The following is a 17,783-nucleotide window of genomic DNA, read 5'->3' as shown; positions in this document are numbered from 1 at the left end:
CGGCATCCGCTCGACGCGTTTTTTGCGCTTTCAGGTTGCGGGGGGAGGATAGTGGCATGTCTTCCCCCGCTGCCGAAGGGGCAGCCGACGCGCGTCCGACCGAATCCGCCGCCGAGCAGACGTACGAGGGCTACACGCTCTTCGCCGTGCTCCGCAAGGACCCCGCACGTCCCGACGACCTCGACGGTCGTGACGTGCCCCGCTTCGTCGACGAACTCGACGGCGTGATCAACCTCGTCGAGGACGAGGGCGTGACCGTCCGCGGCATCTACGACGTCTCGGGCCTCCGCGCCGACGCCGACGTGATGCTCTGGCTGCACGGCCCGAGCGCCGAGGGCCTGCAGTGGGCGCTGCGGGAGCTGCGCCGCGCGCGCCTGCTCATCGCGCTGCTGCCGACGTGGAACGCCATGGGCGTGCACCGCGACGCCGAGTTCAACAAGGCGCACGTCCCCGGCTTCCTGCGGGGCGTCGAGCCCAAGGCGTGGCTCACCATCTACCCGTTCGTGCGCAGCTACGAGTGGTACCTGCTGCCGCCCGAGGAGCGCGGCCGCATGCTCGCCGAGCACGGCCGGATGGGCGCCGCGTTCCGGGGCGTCATCGCGAACACGGTCGCGGCGTTCTCACTGGGCGACTACGAGTGGCTGCTGCCGATGGAGTCCGACGAGCTCACCGACCTCGTCGACATGATGCGCGACCTGCGCGCGACCGACGCACGCCGTCACGTGCGCGACGAGCTGCCGTTCTACACCGGCCGCCGCATCTCGACCGCCGAGCTCGTGGAGGTGCTGCAGTAATGGCGGCGCAGAACCTCGGCCGCAAGCCCGCGCCCGCGACCTCCGCGCCGCTCGCGCCGGGCGCGGTCGTGCCCGGCGCCACCCCGCCGGCGCAGTCCGGCCCCGAGCACGTCGAGGCGCCCGTCGCCTACGACGCAATCCTGCTCGCCGGCTTCGGCGGGCCCGAGGGGCAGGATGACGTGATCCCGTTCCTCCGGAACGTCACGCGCGGTCGCGGCATCCCCGACGAGCGACTGGAGGAGGTCGCGCACCACTACCGGCACTTCGGCGGCGTGAGCCCGATCAACGAGCACAACCGCGAGCTCAAGGCGGCCCTCGAGGCCGAGCTCGCCCGCCGCGGAGTCGACCTGCCGGTGATCTGGGGCAACCGCAACTGGGACCCGTACATGAACGACGCCGTGCGCGAGGCGGGCGAGCGCGGCTTCACCAAGCTCATCGCGATCGCCACGAGCGCGTACAGCTCGTACTCGAGCTGCCGCCAGTACCGCGAGGACTACGCCGACGCGCTGGAGGACACCGGCCTGGCCGGTGTCATCCAGATCGACAAGGTGCGCCAGTTCTTCGACCACCCGGGGTTCGTGACGCCGTTCGTCGAGGGCGTCCGCGACGCGCTCGCGAAGCTCGCGGCCGAGCACGAAGGCCTCGATCGCACGACCCAGGTCGAGGTGCTCTTCGCGACGCACTCCATCCCGGACGCCGACGCGGCCAGGTCGGGCCCCGCCGAGCGCGGCTTCGGCGAGGGCGGCGCGTACGCCGCGCAGCACCTCGCGGTCGCCGAGGTCGTCATGCGCGAGGCGGGCGCGGGTGACGTGCCGTGGCAGCTCGTCTACCAGTCGCGCTCGGGACCCCCGACCCAGCCGTGGCTCGAGCCCGACGTGAACGACGCGATCGCCGAGCTCCCGGCCGCCGGCCGGAAGGCCGTCGTCATCGTGCCGCTCGGGTTCGTGAGCGACCACATGGAGGTCATGTGGGACCTCGACGAGGAGGCCATGGAGACGGCCGAGGAGCACGGGCTCGCCGCCATCCGCGTACCGACGCCCGGGGTCCATCCCGCCTACGTCGCCGGACTCGTGGACCTCGTGCTCGAGCGCGTGAACGGCACGCCGGCCGCCGACCGCCCGCACCTCACCGACCTCGGCCCCTGGTACGACGTGTGCCGGCCGGGATGCTGCGAGAACGTGCGCCTCGGGTTCAAGCCGGCCCTCGCGGGGATCGCGCCGTGAACACCGCCCGCGAGGTGATCCGCGTCGGCACGCGGGGGAGCGCGCTCGCGCTCGCGCAGACGACGCAGATCGCCGAGCGACTCGGGAAGGCGGCCGACGCCGACATCGAGATCGTCACCGTCACGACCCAGGGCGACACCTCCCGCGCTTCGCTGCAGACGATCGGCGGCACCGGCGTGTTCGCGGCGGCGCTGCGTGAGGCGCTCGTCGCAGGGGAGTGCGACGTGGTCGTCCACTCGCTGAAGGACCTGCCCACGGCCGACCACCCGCAGCTGCGCCTCGGCGCCGTGCCCAAGCGTGCCGACGCGCGCGACACGCTGTGCGCGCGCGACGGCCTGGCGCTCGCCGACCTGCCCGAGGGCGCCCGCGTCGGCACCGGATCGCCGCGCCGCATCGCGCAGCTCGCGGCCGCGCGTCCCGACATCACGGCGGTCGACGTGCGGGGCAACATCGACACGCGCCTCGGCTTCGTCGAGGCGGGCGAGCTCGATGCCGTGCTGCTCGCCTCCGCCGGCCTCGGCCGGCTCGGCCGGTCCGATGCGGCGACCGAGCGCTTCGAGTTGTCGGCCTGGCCCACCGCGCCCGGACAGGGCGCGCTCGCGCTGGAGGTGCGGCGCGAGCGCGGCTCGCGAGCGCTCGAGCGCGGCCTCGAGGCGGTCGACCATGTCACGACGCGGGCGACGGTGCTGGCCGAGCGGCTCGTGCTCGCGGGGCTCGAAGCGGGCTGCGCGGCGCCGGTCGGTGCGACCGCGTTCGTGGAGGACGAACTTCTGTTCCTCTCGGCGACGGTGTACAGTGCCGACGGGACGCGGTCGTTGACCAGCTCGCACGCCGCCACCCCCGACAGCCGCTCGGCCGCCGACCTGGCGGATGCGGCACGCGACGTCGCACACCGCGTCGTCGCGGAACTCCTCGGCAACGGCGCCGCCGACCTCGCACCTGCCCAGGAGTCGCCGTGACCGAATTCGAACCGATGACCGGCGCGATCCACCTGCCCGGAGTCAGCGGATCCAAGCCGCTGGCCGGATGGCGCGTGCTCGTGCCCCGCGGCGGGCCATGGGGCGACGCCGTGGCGGCATCGCTCCGCGCGCGGGGCGCGTCGCCGATCATCGCGCCGATGATCAACTTCGCGCCGACCGACGACCAGCCGGCGCTCGAGGCGGCCCTCGCCAAGCTCGCCGCGGGCGGATTCGACTGGGTCACGGTGACGAGCGCGACGACGGTCGACGTCCTCGCCTCGTACGGCGCGGTCATCCCGGATTCGACGAAGGTCGCCGCGGTGGGCGAGACCACCGCGGCCGCCCTCGTCGCGGCCGGCTACCGCGCCGACATCGTCCCCTCCGAAGACAACTCGGCCAGCGGGCTCCTCGAGGAGTGGGAGGCGGCGACGAACGGCGAGAAGCCGCTGCGGGTGCTCGCGCTCCGCTCGGCGATCGCGAAGCAGGTGCTCTCCATCGGGCTCGAGCGCATCGGCCACCACGTCGAGGCGGTCGTCGCGTACCGCACGGTCGGGGTGCCGGTCGCGCAGAAGGTCGTCGACGACGTCCGTGCCGGCAAGGTCGACGCGATCCTCGTCACGTCGGGCAGCGTCGCCGAGCAGGTGCAGGCGCAGCTCGGCCCGATCCCCGAGCGCACGCTCATCGCGGCGATCGGCCCGCAGACCCGCAAGGATGCCGCGAAGATCGGCCTCCGCGTCGACGTCATCGCCGCCGAGCGCAGCGCCGAGTCGCTCATCGACGCCGTGGTGCAGGCCGCGACGCAGACGGTCTGACCTCGGCCGCGCCCTTCACCCACCGACCGCCCAGCCGGGCGCGCGTAGGCTTGGCGGGTGACATCCGCACCCGCCCCCCGCGTGCGGCCCCGGCGCCTCCGTGAGTCGCCGGCCCTGCGCCGCATCGTGTCCGAGACCCGCCTCGACCCCGCCGAGCTGGTCCTGCCGATCTTCGTCCGCGAGGGCGTGAGCGAGCCGATCCCGATCGCGTCGATGCCGGGCGTCGTGCAGCACTCGCTCGAATCGGTGAAGCAGGCGGTGACGGATGCCGCGGCCGCCGGGGTCGGCGGCGTGATGCTGTTCGGCGTGCCCGAGACCCGCGACGCCACCGGCTCGTGCGGCGTCGACCCGAACGGCATCCTCAACGTCGCGACGCGCGTCGTCGCCGACGAGGTGGGCGATGCGCTCGTGGTGCAGACCGACCTGTGCCTCGACGAGTTCACCGATCACGGGCACTGCGGCGTGCTCGACGCGCTCGGCCGGGTCGACAACGACGCGACGCTCGAGCGCTACCGCGAGATGGCGCTGGTGCAGGCGGCCTCGGGCTCGCAGCTGCTCGGGCTCTCCGGGATGATGGACGGCCAGGTGACCGCGGTGCGCGACGAGCTCGACGGCGCCGGGTTCACGCACACCTCGATCCTCGCCTACTCCGCCAAGTACGCGTCGGCCTTCTACGGCCCGTTCCGCGACGCGGTCGAGTCGACGCTCGAGGGCGACCGCCGCACGTACCAGCTCGACCCGGGCAACCGCCGCGAGGGCCTCCGCGAGGCGATGATCGACATCGACGAGGGCGCCGACGTCGTCATGGTCAAGCCCGCGGGGTCGTACCTCGACGTGCTGGCCGACGTCGCGGCCGCGAGCGACGTGCCCGTCTGGGCCTACCAGGTGTCGGGCGAGTACGCGATGATCGAGGCCGCCGCGATGCACGGATGGATCGACCGCCGTCGCGCCGTGATCGAATCGGTGCGCGGCATCCGTCGCGCGGGCGCCGACGCCGTGCTGACCTACTGGGCGACCGAGCTCGCCGCGTGGATCCGGGAGGGGATCGAATGACCACCGCTGCGACCACGACCAACGCGGAGCTGTTCGACCGGGCGCAGGCCGCGATCCCGGGCGGCGTCAACTCGCCCGTGCGCGCGTTCCGCTCGGTGGGCGGCACCCCGCGCTTCCTCGTGTCGGCCCGCGGCCCGTACGTGACCGACGCCGAGGGCCGCGAGTACGTTGACCTCGTCGCGGGCTGGGGTCCCGCCATCCTGGGTCACGCGCACCCCGAGGTGATCGCCGCGGTGCAGGATGCCGCGGCGCGGGGCCTCTCGTTCGGCGCCTCGACGCCCGTCGAGACCGAGCTCGCCGAGCTCATCGAGCAGCGCGTGGCGCCGGTCGAGAAGCTGCGCCTCGTCTCGACCGGCACCGAGGCGACGATGAGCGCCATCCGCCTCGCCCGCGGCTTCACCGGCCGCGACCTGCTCGTGAAGTTCGCCGGGCACTACCACGGGCACTCAGACGGGCTGCTCGCCGAGGCCGGCTCGGGCCTCGCGACGTTCGCGCTCCCCGGATCCGCCGGCGTGCCCGCCGAGGTCGCGGCGCTCACGCTCGTCGTGCCGTACAACGACCTCGACACGCTGAACGCGCTGTTCGAGGAGCACGGCGACCGCATCGCCGCCGTCATCACCGAGGCGGCCGCCGCGAACATGGGCGTCGTGCCGCCGATGCCCGGCTTCAACCGGGCGCTCGTCGAGCTCGCGCACGCCCACGGCGCGCTGGTCATCAGCGACGAGGTGCTCACGGGCTTCCGCGTGTCGAAGGCCGGATGGTGGGGCCTCGAGTCCGCCGGCGCCGTGCTGCAGGGCGCGCCGAACGGGCTCGGCGACGCGGTCGAGACCGCGTACACGCCCGACCTCGTCACGTTCGGCAAGGTCGTCGGCGGCGGCATGCCGGTCGCCGCGCTCGGCGGACGCGCCGACATCATGGAGCGGCTCGCGCCGCTCGGCCCGGTCTACCAGGCGGGCACGCTCTCGGGGAACCCCGTCGCCGTCACCGCGGGCGTCACGACGCTGCGGCTCGCCGACGACGCGGTGTACGCGAAGCTCGACGACGTCGCCGCGCTGCTGCAGCGCGAGGTGTCGTCGGCGCTCGCCGCGGAGGGCGTCGCGCACGGCGTCCAGCGCGCGGGCAACCTGTTCAGCTTCCTGTTCGGCGAGGCCGTCGCCGGTGGCGCGCGCGATTACGCGGGCGTGCTCGCGCAGGAGTCCTGGCGGTACGCGCCGTTCTTCCATGCGATGCTCGACGCGGGCGTCTCGCTCCCGCCGAGCGTGTTCGAGGCCTGGTTCGTGACGGCCGCGCACGACGACGCCGCGATCTCGCGCATCGTCGACGCCCTGCCGGCGGCGGCCCGCGCCGCGGCATCCGCTCGCCCCCCGGCCCCCTGACGTTTTCACCGTTCTCAGGCGTTGTTCGGCGGGTCGCCGCAATGGCCGGCGTGTCGGCCTGAGAAGAGCGCGGTTCGGGCGCGGGTCGCCTGAGAAGAGGATCTGGACGGGTGGTCGGATTCGTGCACGGAACCGATCCTGCGTTTGTGGAGCGTTGACGACGCGACCCTGCGGCGCGTCGGGCAGGATGGGACATATGGCCAACCTGCGCGTGCACAACGATCGGCTCGAGGTCCACCTCACGCCGGCCGAGAAGTCGCTCGCACTGCGCGGCGCCGACGTGATCGTCCAGCGCGACGACATCCGCTCGGCCACCATCACCGACGACCCGTGGATCTGGATCCGCGGCATCCGGCGACGAGGCACCGAGGTGCCGCTCGTGGTTGCGGCCGGCGTCTGGAAGACGCACGGCGGCAGCGACTTCGTGCTCGTGAAGGGCAAGCGCCAGGCGGTCGTGCTCGAGCTGTCGGCCGGCGAGTTCGCGCGCCTCGTGCTGAGCACGAACCACGCGGCCCAGCTCATCGACAAGCTCAAGGTGGGCGTGCCGACCGGCCACCACGTGGCCGACGAGGTGTTCGCCGAGGAGGAGACGAGCGGCGACTGAGCCGCCGCCGGTCACACGAACAGGAACAGCACGAACCCGAGCAGGGGCAGCGTGCCCTGCACGAGTGCGGGGCGGAGATAGCCCGGCCCGGTGGTCGTGAGCACGATCGCCGCGGCCGTCATCGAGGCGGTGCTGAACAGCACCAGGGCGCGAGCCGCGTACGGCAGGTTCCCGTCGAAGAAGAGCACGAGCCCCGCGACGGCGCCGATGGCGAGGAAGAGGTTGTAGAACCCCTGGTTGTACGCCATCGGCCGGAGGACCTCGGCCTGTTCGCGGCCGCGCACGTTGAAGATCCGCCAGGTGCTCGGCTGCATCCACCGCACGCTCTCGAGCACGAAGATGTAGACGTGCAGCAGCGCGGCGAGCCCGACGACCACGCTGCCGATGATCGCGATGACCGACATGGCTGGATGCTACGCGCATCGCCGCCGCCCGGTCTCAGTGACGCGCGACCCGCTCGACCCGGACGGTGACCGGTCGGCCCAGGAAGCGCTCGACCTCGTCGATCGCCGCGTCGCGGGAGTCGACCTCGGCGCGCGACATCCGCCGCCAGGGCACGATGCGCACGGTCGCGGCCCGTGCCGACAGGTTCGGCGCCCACCGGCCGCACAGCACGCCGTCGGCGATCATGGCGTGCGGCGGGAACTCGGCGGTGGTCGCGCCCGGATGCCGCGGCGGCAGCAGGTGGGTGCGCGGAGCGGCGTACCCCATGACGTACTCGTCGTACGCCTGGAGCAGGTCGACGACGCCGGCCGGCGACGCCGGGTCGGGGGCGACGGATGCCGCGTGGCCGGTCCCTTCGGCGACCTCGGCGTCGTGCCAGAGCGGCGACCCCTCGGGGCCGTCGATCCGGGCGATGCGTCCGCCGGTCCGTTCGGCGGCGTCGGCGAGGGCGGTGCGCACGTCGCGCAGCCCGAACCCCGACCACGCCGACAGGTCGCGCTCCGACGCGGGGGCGCGCGTGCGCAGGAACCGCTCGGCGAGCTCGGCGAGCGCCTCGTCCCGCGGGCGACGGCTCGCCGCGGCATCCGGGACCCGATCGGCGAACGCGGCGTACGTGCGCTGGGCGCCCGAGCTGGTGCCCGAGATCACCACGCGCTCGAGCTCGGCGAGCATGAGGCAATACGCGAGCGCGTTGCCCGTCGACGGCAGGCCGGCGTCGGCGAGGGCCGCGCCGATCTCGGCGCGTGTGCGGTGCGCTGCGGCCACGGCCGCCTCGATGGTCGCGAGCACCTGGTCGGCGACCGTGCCGACGAGCCCGTGCCGGGCGTAGTAGGTGCCGTTCGCTCGGTGCACGCGCTCGGCGGAGAGCGCCACGAGCCAGCCGGCGTCGGCCGGCGCGACGAAGTGCCAGGTCGGCCGCAGCACGTGCGTGCGGAGGATCTCGCCGCGGTCGATCGAGGCTGCGACCTCGGCCGAGGTCGGCCTGGTGGCGGCCGGCACGCGCTGCGCGAGCCCCCACTGCGCGGGCAGGTACTCCTGCGACTGCACGGCGAGCGAGCGCGACACCACCACGGCCGGTGTCGCCGCAGCGGCGCCGGCTGCGCCAGCGGCCGCACGCAGGCCCTGGGCGGCGAGCCGCCGCACCCGGACCTCCGCGAGCGAGAGCGCCATGGGCTACGAGACGTCGCGCCGCCAGGTCGTGGCCGCCCCGATGACGGTCGCCACCACGCCGATCGCCAGAAGCACGAGCCCGCCCTGCCACCACTCGAGCTGGTCGGACGCGCCGAGGGAGGCGATGTTGTAGAACGAGGCCCCGACGAGCGCGTCGCTCGCCGCACCGGGCAGGTACCGGCCGATCGACGCGGTCGCCTCGTTCAGCGAGAGCGCGAGGCGCAGCACCGGCTCGACGAACTGCGTGAACGCGATCACGATCACGATCGCGGCGACCTGGTTCGGCACGAGCGCGCCGAGCCCGACGCCGATCGTGCCCCAGAGCGCCATCGCGAGGATGCCGCGGCCGACGAGCGCCCACGTGTCGCTCGAGTCGAGTCCGGTCTCGAAGTCGAACGCGGCGAGCGCCGCGGCCCCGGTCGCGACCGAGGTCGCGAATCCGACGACGCCCAGCAGCGCGCCCATGACAAGCTGCGACGAGTACTTGCCGGCGAGCACCGTGGTCCGGTGCGGCTCCGCGAGGAACGTGGTCGTCAGCGTGCGGTGGCGGAACTCGCTCGTGACCGCGAGCGCGCCGAGCAGCACCGGGAACACGTAGCCGATCGACGAGGCGAAGCTGTAGAGCAGCGGCGCCAGCTCGACGCCGGGCGGCAGGGTGGTGTCGCTGCCGGTCGCGGCCGCGGCATCCGGGTTGCGGACGGCCCAGCCGAGGAACGCGCCGAAGCCACCCGCCATCACGGCCACGTAGGTGCCGAGCACGATCGCGAGCAGCCACCACATGCGCGTGGTGAACACCTTGCGGAACTCCGCCGAGAGGGAGCGCACGTACGGCATCAGGCGTCACTCCCATCGACGAGCGCGATGAACGAATCCTCGAGCCCCGACGCCTGTCGGTGCAGCACGCTCACCTCGACGCCCCCGACGAACGCAGCATGGCCGACGACCCCCGGGTCGGGCTCGGACACGACCAGTCCGCCGGGGCCCTGCGTGTAGTGGAGGCCGGCCTGGTCGAGCGCGGCGGCGAGGCGAGCCGGGTGGGGTGAGGCGACCACGGTGCGCGGCGAGGCGTCGAACTCGAGGTCGGACAGCGGCCCGGCCTTCACGAGGCGTCCGCGGGAGATGATCACCACGTCGTCGACCGACTGCTGCACCTCGCTGAGCAGGTGGGAGCTCACGAGCACCGTGCGCCCTTCGGCGGCGAGGCTCCGCAGGAATCCGCGGATCCACCTGATGCCCTCGGGGTCGAGGCCGTTGATCGGCTCGTCGAGCACGAGCACGCGCGGGTCGCCGAGCAGGGTGGTGGCGAGCGCGAGCCGCTGGCGCATGCCGAGGGAGTAGCCGCCCACGCGGCGATCGGCGAACTCGCTCATTCCGACCTGGGCGAGCACCTGGTCGACGCGGTGCGGGCGGAGGCCGGCCGCGGTCGCGGTCACGCGCAGGTGGTTGCGGGCCGTCCGGCCGGGGTGGAACGCCGCGTCGAGCGCGGCGCCCACGATCTCGAGGGGCTGCGGGAGGTCCCGGTACCGCACGCCGCCGATGGTCGCCGAGCCCGCCGTCGGGCGCTCGAGCCCGAGCAGCGTGCGCAGCGTCGTCGTCTTCCCGGCACCGTTGGGACCGAGGAACCCGGTCACCCGGCCGGGCCGGACGGTGAAGCTCAGGTCCTCCACGGCGGTGACGCTGCCGAAGCGCTTGGTCAGCCCGGCGATCTCGATGGGGATGCCGTCGGTCATGTGCCTCCTCGGCGGTTCGGGTCGGCGCGGGTGCAGGTCGCGCCCGGGGCGGGTGGGATGGCCGGGGGCGGCTCAGTCGAGCATGCGGATGCCGCTGGGGAGCACGCCGCCGGAGTACAGCATGTCGGCGAGGTCCTGCAGCACGCCGAGCGTGACCCGCTGCGGATAGGGCCCGTACGAGATGCGGGCCACGCCGAGTTCCTCCAGGCGGTCGGGCGGCGGCACCTGGGGCAGGCCGATGAGCGACACGCGTCGGCGGCCGATGCCCTCGACGAGCTCGGCGACGACCTCGTCGTCGAAGTCGCCCGGCACGAACACGCACGTCGCCCCGGCGTCGAGGTAGGCGCGGCCGCGCTCGATCGCGTCGGCGAGCCGCACCTCGCGGGGTCGGTCCTTGCCGAGCAGCCACGCATCGGTGCGGGCGTTGAGCGCGAAGGGGATGCCCTCGGCCTCGGCGGCGGCGACCGCGGCTTCGACCGCCGCGACCGACTCCGAGAGCGGCTTCAGCTGGTCTTCCAGGTTCGCGCCGGCGACGCCGACGCCGATGGCGCGGCGAACGGTCTCGCCGGGATCCCCGTAGCCGGCCTCGAGGTCGGCGGTCACGGGCTGCTCGACCGCGCGGGCGATACGACCGACCATGTCGAGCATGAGGTCGCGGGGGATCCGCTCGCCGTCGGGGTAGCCGAACACGGCGGCGATCGAATGGCTGGCGGTCGCGATGGCGCGGGTCTGGGGCAATGCGGCGACGGCCCTGGCGGTCACGACGTCCCAGACGTTCACGACGTGGAGGAGTTCATCGTCGGCGTGCAGGCGGCGCAGTTCGGCCGCCGTGTCGGCGAGGCTCATGCCCACAAGACTAAGCGGCGGCCGGCCGAACCGGACAGAATATTCCCCGCGTTTGGAACGGTGCGACCCGTGAAATGGGGGTGATCCTCCGCTCGGCGATCCGAGCGCGAGTTTCAGGCGATCGCGGCCGCGAGCCCCGCGAGCAGGCGTTCGACGTCGTCGCGGTCGGTGTAGGGTGCGAGCCCCACGCGCAGTCCGCCGGCATCACCGAGCCCCAGGCGGCGCGAAGCCTCGAGGGCGTAGAAGTTGCCGGATGGCGCGAGCACGCGCTCGGCCGCGAGGGTTCGCGTCACCTCTGCCGCGTCGCGCCCTTCGAACGTCATCAAGACGGTCGGCGTGCGGCGCCGCGCGCGGGAGCGCACGGTGACGCCCGGCAGCGCGGCGAGCCCCTCGGCGAGGCGCGCGGCGAGCGCGGACTCGTGCTCGTGCAGGGCGGCGTACGACGCGACGAGGCGCATGCGACGCGAGCTCGCGGCATCCGCCGATTCGGGGTCGAGCGAGGCGAGCACGTCGACCGCCGCCGTGACGCCCGCGAGAAGTTCGTACGGCAGCGTTCCGAACTCGAATCGCTCGGGCACGACGTTCGTCGCGGGCAGCAGCTTGTCGGGCGAGAGCGTCTCGAGCAGCTCGGGGCGGGCCACGAGCACGCCGCAGTGCGGGCCGAGGAACTTGTACGGCGAGCAGGTGAAGAAGTCGGCGCCGAGCGCGGCGACATCGGGCAGCTCGTGGGCGGTGAAGTGGACGCCGTCGACGAACAGCAGCGCGCCGGCCTCGTGGACGGCGGCTGCGATGGCCGGGAGGTCGGGTCGGGTGCCGATCAGGTTCGACGCGGCCGTCACCGCGACCAGCCGGGTGCGGTCGGTCAGGAGCGCCGTCACGGCCTCGACCGGCAGCTCGGCCGTCTCGGGGTCGAAGTCGGCCCAGCGCACGGTCGCGCCCGCCCGCTCGGCCGCCTGCACCCAGGGGCGCACGTTCGAGTCGTGGTCGAGGCGCGTGACGACGACCTCGTCGCCCTCGCCCCAGTCGCGCGCGAGCGTGCGGGAGACGTCGTAGACGAGCTGCGTGGCGCTGCGCCCGTGCACGATGCCGCGCGGATGGCCGTTCACGAGGTCGGCCATCGCGAGGCGGAACGCGTGCACGGCCGTCTCCGCCCGCTGCTCGGACAGGCCGATCGTGCCACGGTTCGACAACGGACCCGTGAGCACCGACATCACCGCCTCGCCCACCTGCCGCGGCGTCTGCGTGCCGCCCGGCCCGTCGAACTGGGCCCATCCCGCTTCGAGCGAGGGGAACCAGGAGCGGATGCGCGCGACGTCGTAGGCCATGCGCCAGAGCCTAGGCGAGTACCATTCGGGCTATGACCACGCACCGCGTGGTGCACCGTCGCAGCGTGCTGATCCGCGCCGGCGTCGCCGTCGTCGCCGGGGTCGCCGCCATGAGCGGATGCCTCTACGGCCCGCCGTACGACCAGCTCCTCACGGGCGACGAGGAACTGCTCGAGGTCGCGCAGCGCGACTACACCGACACGGGCGACCGCGTCGCGATGGCCGTGATCGACGGCGACGAGGTGCGGACCGCGTTCGTGTCGGCCGATCCCTCGACGAGGTTCGAGTTCGGCAGCGCCACCCGCGGGCTCACCGGGCTGCTGCTGGCCGACGCCGTCGGGCGAGGGGAGGTCTCGCTCGACGACACGGTGGGCACGTACCTCGACCTCGGCGACGCGCCGGTCGCGAGCGTGACCCTGCGCGAGCTCGCGAGCCATCACTCCGGCCTGCCGCAGGACCCGCTCGCTCCGGGGGCCTGGGAGCCGCCGCCGGCGTCGGACAGCGCTGCGACGCCGCCCCCGGACCGCGGCGGCCTGGATGCGATGCTCGCGCGCGTGGTCTCGATCGACCTCGTGCCGCAGCTCCAGTACAACGTCAGCGACTTCGACGCCGCACTCGTCGGCCAGGCGCTCGCCGCGGCCACGGGCACGCGATACGCCGACCTCCTCGAGGAGCGCGTGCTCGCGCCGGCCGGTATGACCGACGCCGTGGTGGTGGAGACCGCCGACCTCATGCCGGACGGCCTCGCGCAGGGCCACGACACCTGGGGCGGCAAGGTCGCGCCCCGCGGGAGCGGCGCGTACTCGCCTGCGCTCGGCGTCGTCCTGACCCTCGACGACCTGATCGCGCTCGCTCGCGCGGTCCTCGACGGGCCCTTCGCCGGGAGCGCCGCGCTCGAGCCGATCGCCCGGACCCGATGGCCCGGCATCGACATCGGCGCCTTCTGGGAGCACGACTCGCGCGACGACGGCGACGCCGTGTACATCGTCGGCGCCTCCGGCGGCTTCGCCGCGGCCCTGCTCGTCGACCGGCGCGACGGGCAGGCCTCGATGCTGCTCTCGAACGCCGAGATCGACTGGCCCTGGTCTCGCGTGCTCCCGCTGATGCGGACGCTCGAGGACTGATCCGCCCCGTCGGGCCGGCCCTGCACCGCGGATGTCGCGTTCCGCGCCGCGCCATCCGTCACCGCCGCGGGGTTAGCATGCAGGCATGCAGGGGCCCGGAGCCGCGGGGGAGCGAACGGCCGGCGGACCGTCGGCGGGCGGACCGCCGGCGCAGGTCGACGAGAAGCCGCCGCCCGAGCTGCCCTCGCGCATCTCGTTCACCCGCGTCCTCGACGGCTTCTTCTTCGTCTACGCGGGCCTCGCGGCGGTGTGGCTCGCCTGGCTGCTGCTCACCCAGTCGTTCGAGTTCGGCTGGTTCGGCATCCTCTTCTTCCTCGTGTTCTGGCTCGTGCTGGCGTACCTCGTCCTGCCGCGGCTGCACCGCATCCTCACCACGATCTACGTGCCCGACTACTTCATCGGCCGCACTCGCACGAGTGACGGACTGCTCGGCGATCCGGTGAACCTCGCATTCGACGGACCCGAGGCCTCGCTGCACGCCGCGATGCGCGCCGCCGGCTGGACGCGCGCCGACGACGTGACGCTCGCCTCGGGCTGGCGCATCGTGACCTCGACGCTGTCGCGACGCAGCTACGACGAGGCGCCCGTGAGCCCGCTGTTCCTCTTCGCCCGCCAGCAGGACTTCGCGTACCAGCAGGAGGTCGCGGGCAACCCCGCGAAGCGGCACCACGTGCGGTTCTGGCGGACGCCCGACGGATGGCTCCTGCCGGGCGGTCGTCGCGTGGATTGGCTCGCAGCCGGCACCTTCGATCGCGCGGTCGGGTTCTCGCTGTTCACCCTCCAGGTCACGCACAAGATCGACGCCGACATCGACATCGAGCGCGATCACATCGTCGCGACGCTCACGGCCGCGAATCCCGACGTGCGGATCGACCTGCTGCGCGACTTCTCGACGGGGTACCACTCGCGCAACGGCGGGGGCGACACCATCCGGACCGACGGCGACCTGCCCGTGGTCGACGTGCGCGGCGTGCCCGCCCCCGCCCTCCCGGCTGCGGAGGCGGCATCGTGAGCCGCGAGCGCCCCCCGGAGCCGTCCGGGCCCGTCGAGGTCGAGAAGCGCGCGGCGTTCGAGCCGCCCTCGGTGCTGGCCGAGCGGGAGCCGCCGCCGCCCCGCGACGCACGGGTCCACCGGCCCGCGGCGGTGGTGTTCGGCACGGCCCTGGTCGTACTGCGCGTGCTCGCCGGCATCGTCTGGCTCATCGCCCTCGCCGCTCAGTGGGACGAGGTCGTCGAGCGCGAGCTCGACGTCGTGCTCGAGGGACGACCCGAGGGGGCGGCTGCGGACGCCGGGCTCGCGCTCGTGCTCGTCGCCGGCTCGATCCTGCTCGTCATCGACCTGGTGCTCGCGGTCCTCGTGTGGTTCGGCAGCAACGGCGCGAGGATCGCCGTGATGCTCATCGCGACCGGGAACATCACCGTCGCCGCGGTCGACTCGTTCACGGGCGAGGCCGAGGTGACGATCCGGACGACGTTCCTCACGGTCGCCCTCGACATCCTCATCCTGCTCGCGCTCTCGAGTCGGGAGTCGAGGGCCTTCGCGCGACGCACGCGCGGGCTCGCGCGCCCGCGTCAGGTCCCCGGCGCATGAGCGGCGCGTGAACCGCAACAGCGGGTGGCCGCGCCTACGATGACGAACATGCACGCGATGAGGGCGGGACTCACCGCGACGGCGATCGCCGTCGCGGTGGCCGCGGCGGTCGGCGGATGCAGCGTCGCGGCGCCGTCGGGGTCGGGGTTGGAGGAGGGCGCCGCGATCGAGGACACCTCGAAGCCCTCGGGGCCGTCGGGCGACGACGAGCTGCTGCGCGCCATCCGCCCCTCGTTCACCGATCCCGACGACGTCGTGGCCGTCGCGCTGCTCGACGGTGACGAGGTGCGCACCGCGTTCATCGACGCGTCGCCCGAGACGGTGTTCGAGACCGGGTCGATCACCAAGACGTTCACGGGCCTGCTGCTGGCCGAGGGCATCGAGCGCGGCGAGGTCGAGCTCGACGACCTGCTCGGCGAGCACCTCGACCTCGGTGATTCGCCCGCGGCATCCGTCACCCTCGGCGACCTCGCCGCGCACCGCTCGGGCCTGCCCACGTTCCCGACCGATCCGGAGTGGCGCGCCGACGTCGAGCCCGGCTTCCAGGCCGGCGAGGACGTGATCGACGAGAGCGTCGACGAGCTCCTCGCGCAGGCGGCCGCGGAGCCGCTGCCGCCCGACCCGCAACCGCAGTACTCCAACCTGGGGGCCGCGCTCGTCGGGCAGGCCCTCGCCGCGGCCGCCGGCATGGAGTATCGCGAGCTGCTCACCGAACGGATCCTCGAGCCGCTCGGCCTCGACGGCGCGGCGCTGCCCGTCGAGGACGACGAGGTGCCCGCGGGTCTCGCTCAGGGCCGTACGCCCGACGGCGCGGCCGCCGAGCCGTCGACCCTCGGCGCGTACGCCCCCGCGGGCGGCATCGCGGCCACGGTCGGCGACCTCGCGACGTATGCTGCCGCCGTGATCGACGGGCCGTTCGCCGACAGCGCGGCCCTCGAGCCGCGGCCGGGGCTCGAGGGCGGCTCGATCGGCTACTTCTGGGGCATCACCGACCTGGCCGGGCACCGCCGGCTCGCGCACGACGGCATGACGGCGGGCTTCGCGAGCTCGCTCGTGGTCGACGTCACCGCCGGCACGGCGGCGATCGTGCTCGTCAACCGCGCCGACGGCTCCGCGACCGGGGTCGCCGAACGGCTGCTCGCGCTCGCCGACGACTGAGCCTCAGGCGGCGGATGGCGCGTGGCGCCCGCACTCCGCGGGTCCGCAGGCCTCGCAGCGCACGAACTGCGTCCGGCACGAGGCATCCGTGCAGTTCACGGTGCGCTTGGTCGCGCCGCCGCACCCCTCGCACACGCCGATGACCGCGGCGCGGTCGCTGAAGTCGACCGAGCCGCGCCCGTCGAACACGTAGAGGGAGCCCTCCCACAGGCCGTCGTCGCCGAAGCGCTCGCCGTAGCGCACGACCCCGCCGTCGAGCTGGTACAGCTCGCCGAAGCCGCGCGCCGCCATGAGGCTCGAGAGCACCTCGCAGCGGATGCCGCCCGTGCAGTAGGTCACGACGGGGCGGCCCTTCAGGTGGTCGTAGGCGCCCGAGTCGAGCAGCCCGACGAAGTCGCGCGTCGTCTCGACGGGCGGCACGATCGCGTCGCGGAACCGGCCGACCGCCGCCTCGAACGCGTTGCGCCCGTCGAGGAACACGACCTCCTCGCCGCGCTCCTCGACCAGCTGGTGCAGCGCCTCGGGGCTCAGGCGCGTGCCGCCGCCGACCACGCCCGACGCGTCGACGCGCAGCTCGCCGGGGGCGCCGAACGAGACGATCTCGTCGCGCACCTTGACGCTGAGCTTCGGGAAGTCGAGGCTCCGGCCGTCGTCGTCGAGGCCCGTGCCCTCGCTCCACCTGAAGTCGATCCGCGCGAACGCCGGGTAGCCGCGGGTCTTCCGCACGTACCGCTTGAGCGCGCGCATCTCACCGCCGAGCGTGCCGTTCAGGCCGTCCTTCGAGATGAGGATGCGCCCGCGCAGGCCCAGCGACTCGGCGAGGTCGCGCTGCCACAGCCGCACCGCGTCGGGGTCGGCCAGCGGCGTGAACACGTAGAACAGCAGGATCTTGGCGAGCGGCACCCCGGGAGTCTAGGGCTGGCGGCTGGGCGGATGCCCTCCATCGGGCGTGGGCGCTGGAGCGGCGCGAGCCCACGACGTACCCTGACCGCGACGGCGACGACCCTGATGCGCGACCCGATGAGGAGGATCGACGATGCTCGACGTGGACCCCTACGCTGCGTTGCAGAAGCTCCGGCCGGTGGGTTCGTTCACCGTGACGAGCGCGGACTTCGCGGATGGCGGTCCGCTCGCCCGCCCGCAGTGGAGCGCCGCGGCGGGCGGCGTGGACCGCTCGCCCCAGCTCTCCTGGTCGGGGTTCCCCGACCGCACGCGCAGCTTCGCGGTGACGTGCCTCGACCCCGACGCGCCATCCGGTTCGGGATGGTGGCACTGGGCGGTCGCGAACCTGCCGCTGTCGACGACGAGCCTCGAGGCCGGCGCCGGCGCGCCCGGCGGACCGCCGCTTCCCGCCGGCGCGGTCGTCCTGCGCAACGAGGACGGCGATCGCGGTTTCGGCGGCGCCGCACCGCCTCGCGGCACCGGAGCGCACCGGTACGTGTTCGTCGTGCACGCCCTCGACGTGCCGAGCCTCGACCTCGATCCCGCGTCCGCGCCGGCGATCCTCGGCTCCCGCTGCTTCTTCCACGGGCTCGCGCGCGGCATCATCACCGGCATCGCCAACCGCGACTGATC

General features: G+C 73.6%; 19 protein-coding genes. 12 read left to right on the top strand and 7 right to left on the bottom strand.

Annotation, left to right across the window (positions count from 1 at the left end):
* The first annotated feature begins 56 nt into the window (after positions 1-56).
* From hemQ to ACZ4TW_RS01375, 7 genes are all read left to right on the top strand, one after another.
* Complete coding sequence (gene hemQ, locus ACZ4TW_RS01405) at positions 57-794, top strand: hydrogen peroxide-dependent heme synthase (RefSeq protein ID WP_465539426.1); 738 nt, start codon at positions 57-59, stop codon at positions 792-794.
* Complete coding sequence (locus ACZ4TW_RS01400) at positions 794-2,017, top strand: ferrochelatase (RefSeq protein ID WP_465539424.1); 1,224 nt, start codon at positions 794-796, stop codon at positions 2,015-2,017. Before hemQ ends, ACZ4TW_RS01400 begins: the two co-directional genes overlap by 1 nt.
* The gene (gene hemC, locus ACZ4TW_RS01395; protein WP_465539422.1) at positions 2,014-2,976 is read left to right on the top strand and encodes a hydroxymethylbilane synthase; all 963 of its coding nucleotides are present in this window, start codon (positions 2,014-2,016) and stop codon (positions 2,974-2,976) included. The genes ACZ4TW_RS01400 and hemC overlap by 4 nt, the downstream gene beginning before the upstream one ends.
* A gap of 14 nt (positions 2,977-2,990) precedes the next feature.
* Entirely contained in the window at positions 2,991-3,788 is a 798-nt protein-coding gene (locus tag ACZ4TW_RS01390; protein ID WP_465540239.1) for a uroporphyrinogen-III synthase, read from the top strand.
* Between the two features lie 57 nt (positions 3,789-3,845).
* Positions 3,846-4,841, top strand: a complete 996-nt coding sequence (hemB, locus tag ACZ4TW_RS01385; protein ID WP_465539421.1) for a porphobilinogen synthase — start codon at positions 3,846-3,848, stop codon at positions 4,839-4,841.
* Positions 4,838-6,217 (top strand): glutamate-1-semialdehyde 2,1-aminomutase, encoded by a 1,380-nt coding sequence (gene hemL, locus ACZ4TW_RS01380; protein WP_465539419.1) that lies wholly within the window; start codon positions 4,838-4,840, stop codon positions 6,215-6,217. Before hemB ends, hemL begins: the two co-directional genes overlap by 4 nt.
* 196 nt (positions 6,218-6,413) lie before the next feature.
* Positions 6,414-6,821: a hypothetical protein gene (locus ACZ4TW_RS01375; RefSeq protein ID WP_465539417.1), complete on the top strand. Its 408-nt coding sequence runs from the start codon at positions 6,414-6,416 to the stop codon at positions 6,819-6,821.
* A gap of 11 nt (positions 6,822-6,832) precedes the next feature.
* On the opposite strand, the gene ACZ4TW_RS01370 is transcribed toward ACZ4TW_RS01375, so the two are convergent.
* From ACZ4TW_RS01370 to ACZ4TW_RS01345, 6 genes are all read right to left on the bottom strand, one after another.
* Positions 6,833-7,225 (bottom strand): DUF1304 domain-containing protein, encoded by a 393-nt coding sequence (locus ACZ4TW_RS01370; protein ID WP_465539416.1) that lies wholly within the window; start codon positions 7,223-7,225, stop codon positions 6,833-6,835.
* Between the two features lie 34 nt (positions 7,226-7,259).
* Positions 7,260-8,435, bottom strand: coding sequence for a winged helix DNA-binding domain-containing protein (locus ACZ4TW_RS01365; RefSeq protein ID WP_465539415.1), 1,176 nt, complete (start codon positions 8,433-8,435; stop codon positions 7,260-7,262).
* Between the two features lie 3 nt (positions 8,436-8,438).
* On the bottom strand, positions 8,439-9,269 hold the full coding sequence (locus ACZ4TW_RS01360; RefSeq protein WP_465539414.1) for an ABC transporter permease: 831 nt from the start codon (positions 9,267-9,269) through the stop codon (positions 8,439-8,441).
* Positions 9,269-10,165, bottom strand: coding sequence for an ATP-binding cassette domain-containing protein (locus ACZ4TW_RS01355; RefSeq protein ID WP_465539412.1), 897 nt, complete (start codon positions 10,163-10,165; stop codon positions 9,269-9,271). Before ACZ4TW_RS01355 ends, ACZ4TW_RS01360 begins: the two co-directional genes overlap by 1 nt.
* Positions 10,166-10,237: 72 nt before the next feature.
* On the bottom strand, positions 10,238-11,011 hold the full coding sequence (locus ACZ4TW_RS01350) for an isocitrate lyase/PEP mutase family protein (protein ID WP_465539410.1): 774 nt from the start codon (positions 11,009-11,011) through the stop codon (positions 10,238-10,240).
* 113 nt (positions 11,012-11,124) lie between these two features.
* A complete protein-coding gene (locus ACZ4TW_RS01345; protein WP_465539408.1) occupies positions 11,125-12,336 on the bottom strand; it encodes a cysteine desulfurase-like protein in 1,212 nt (403 codons plus the stop codon).
* Between the two features lie 32 nt (positions 12,337-12,368).
* On the opposite strand from ACZ4TW_RS01345, the gene ACZ4TW_RS01340 reads away from it, so the two are divergent.
* From ACZ4TW_RS01340 to ACZ4TW_RS01325, 4 genes are all read left to right on the top strand, one after another.
* Complete coding sequence (locus ACZ4TW_RS01340) at positions 12,369-13,460, top strand: serine hydrolase domain-containing protein (protein WP_465539406.1); 1,092 nt, start codon at positions 12,369-12,371, stop codon at positions 13,458-13,460.
* Between the two features lie 85 nt (positions 13,461-13,545).
* The gene (locus ACZ4TW_RS01335; RefSeq protein WP_465539405.1) at positions 13,546-14,472 is read left to right on the top strand and encodes an LssY C-terminal domain-containing protein; all 927 of its coding nucleotides are present in this window, start codon (positions 13,546-13,548) and stop codon (positions 14,470-14,472) included.
* On the top strand, positions 14,469-15,050 hold the full coding sequence (locus tag ACZ4TW_RS01330) for a hypothetical protein (protein WP_465539404.1): 582 nt from the start codon (positions 14,469-14,471) through the stop codon (positions 15,048-15,050). The genes ACZ4TW_RS01335 and ACZ4TW_RS01330 overlap by 4 nt, the downstream gene beginning before the upstream one ends.
* Positions 15,051-15,098: 48 nt before the next feature.
* Positions 15,099-16,208, top strand: a complete 1,110-nt coding sequence (locus ACZ4TW_RS01325) for a serine hydrolase domain-containing protein (RefSeq protein ID WP_465539403.1) — start codon at positions 15,099-15,101, stop codon at positions 16,206-16,208.
* Positions 16,209-16,211: 3 nt separating this feature from the next.
* On the opposite strand, the gene trhO is transcribed toward ACZ4TW_RS01325, so the two are convergent.
* The gene (trhO, locus tag ACZ4TW_RS01320) at positions 16,212-17,111 is read right to left on the bottom strand and encodes an oxygen-dependent tRNA uridine(34) hydroxylase TrhO (protein WP_465539401.1); all 900 of its coding nucleotides are present in this window, start codon (positions 17,109-17,111) and stop codon (positions 16,212-16,214) included.
* Positions 17,112-17,244: 133 nt separating this feature from the next.
* Here trhO and ACZ4TW_RS01315 point away from each other — a divergent pair, with 133 nt between their 5' ends.
* Positions 17,245-17,781, top strand: a complete 537-nt coding sequence (locus ACZ4TW_RS01315; RefSeq protein WP_465539399.1) for a YbhB/YbcL family Raf kinase inhibitor-like protein — start codon at positions 17,245-17,247, stop codon at positions 17,779-17,781.
* The last annotated feature ends 2 nt before the right edge of the window (positions 17,782-17,783 follow it).

This window comes from Agromyces sp. NPDC029043, from assembly GCF_055564615.1.
The sequence above is the reverse complement of the archived record's forward strand: the minus strand, read 5'-3'. Positions and strand labels throughout refer to the sequence as shown.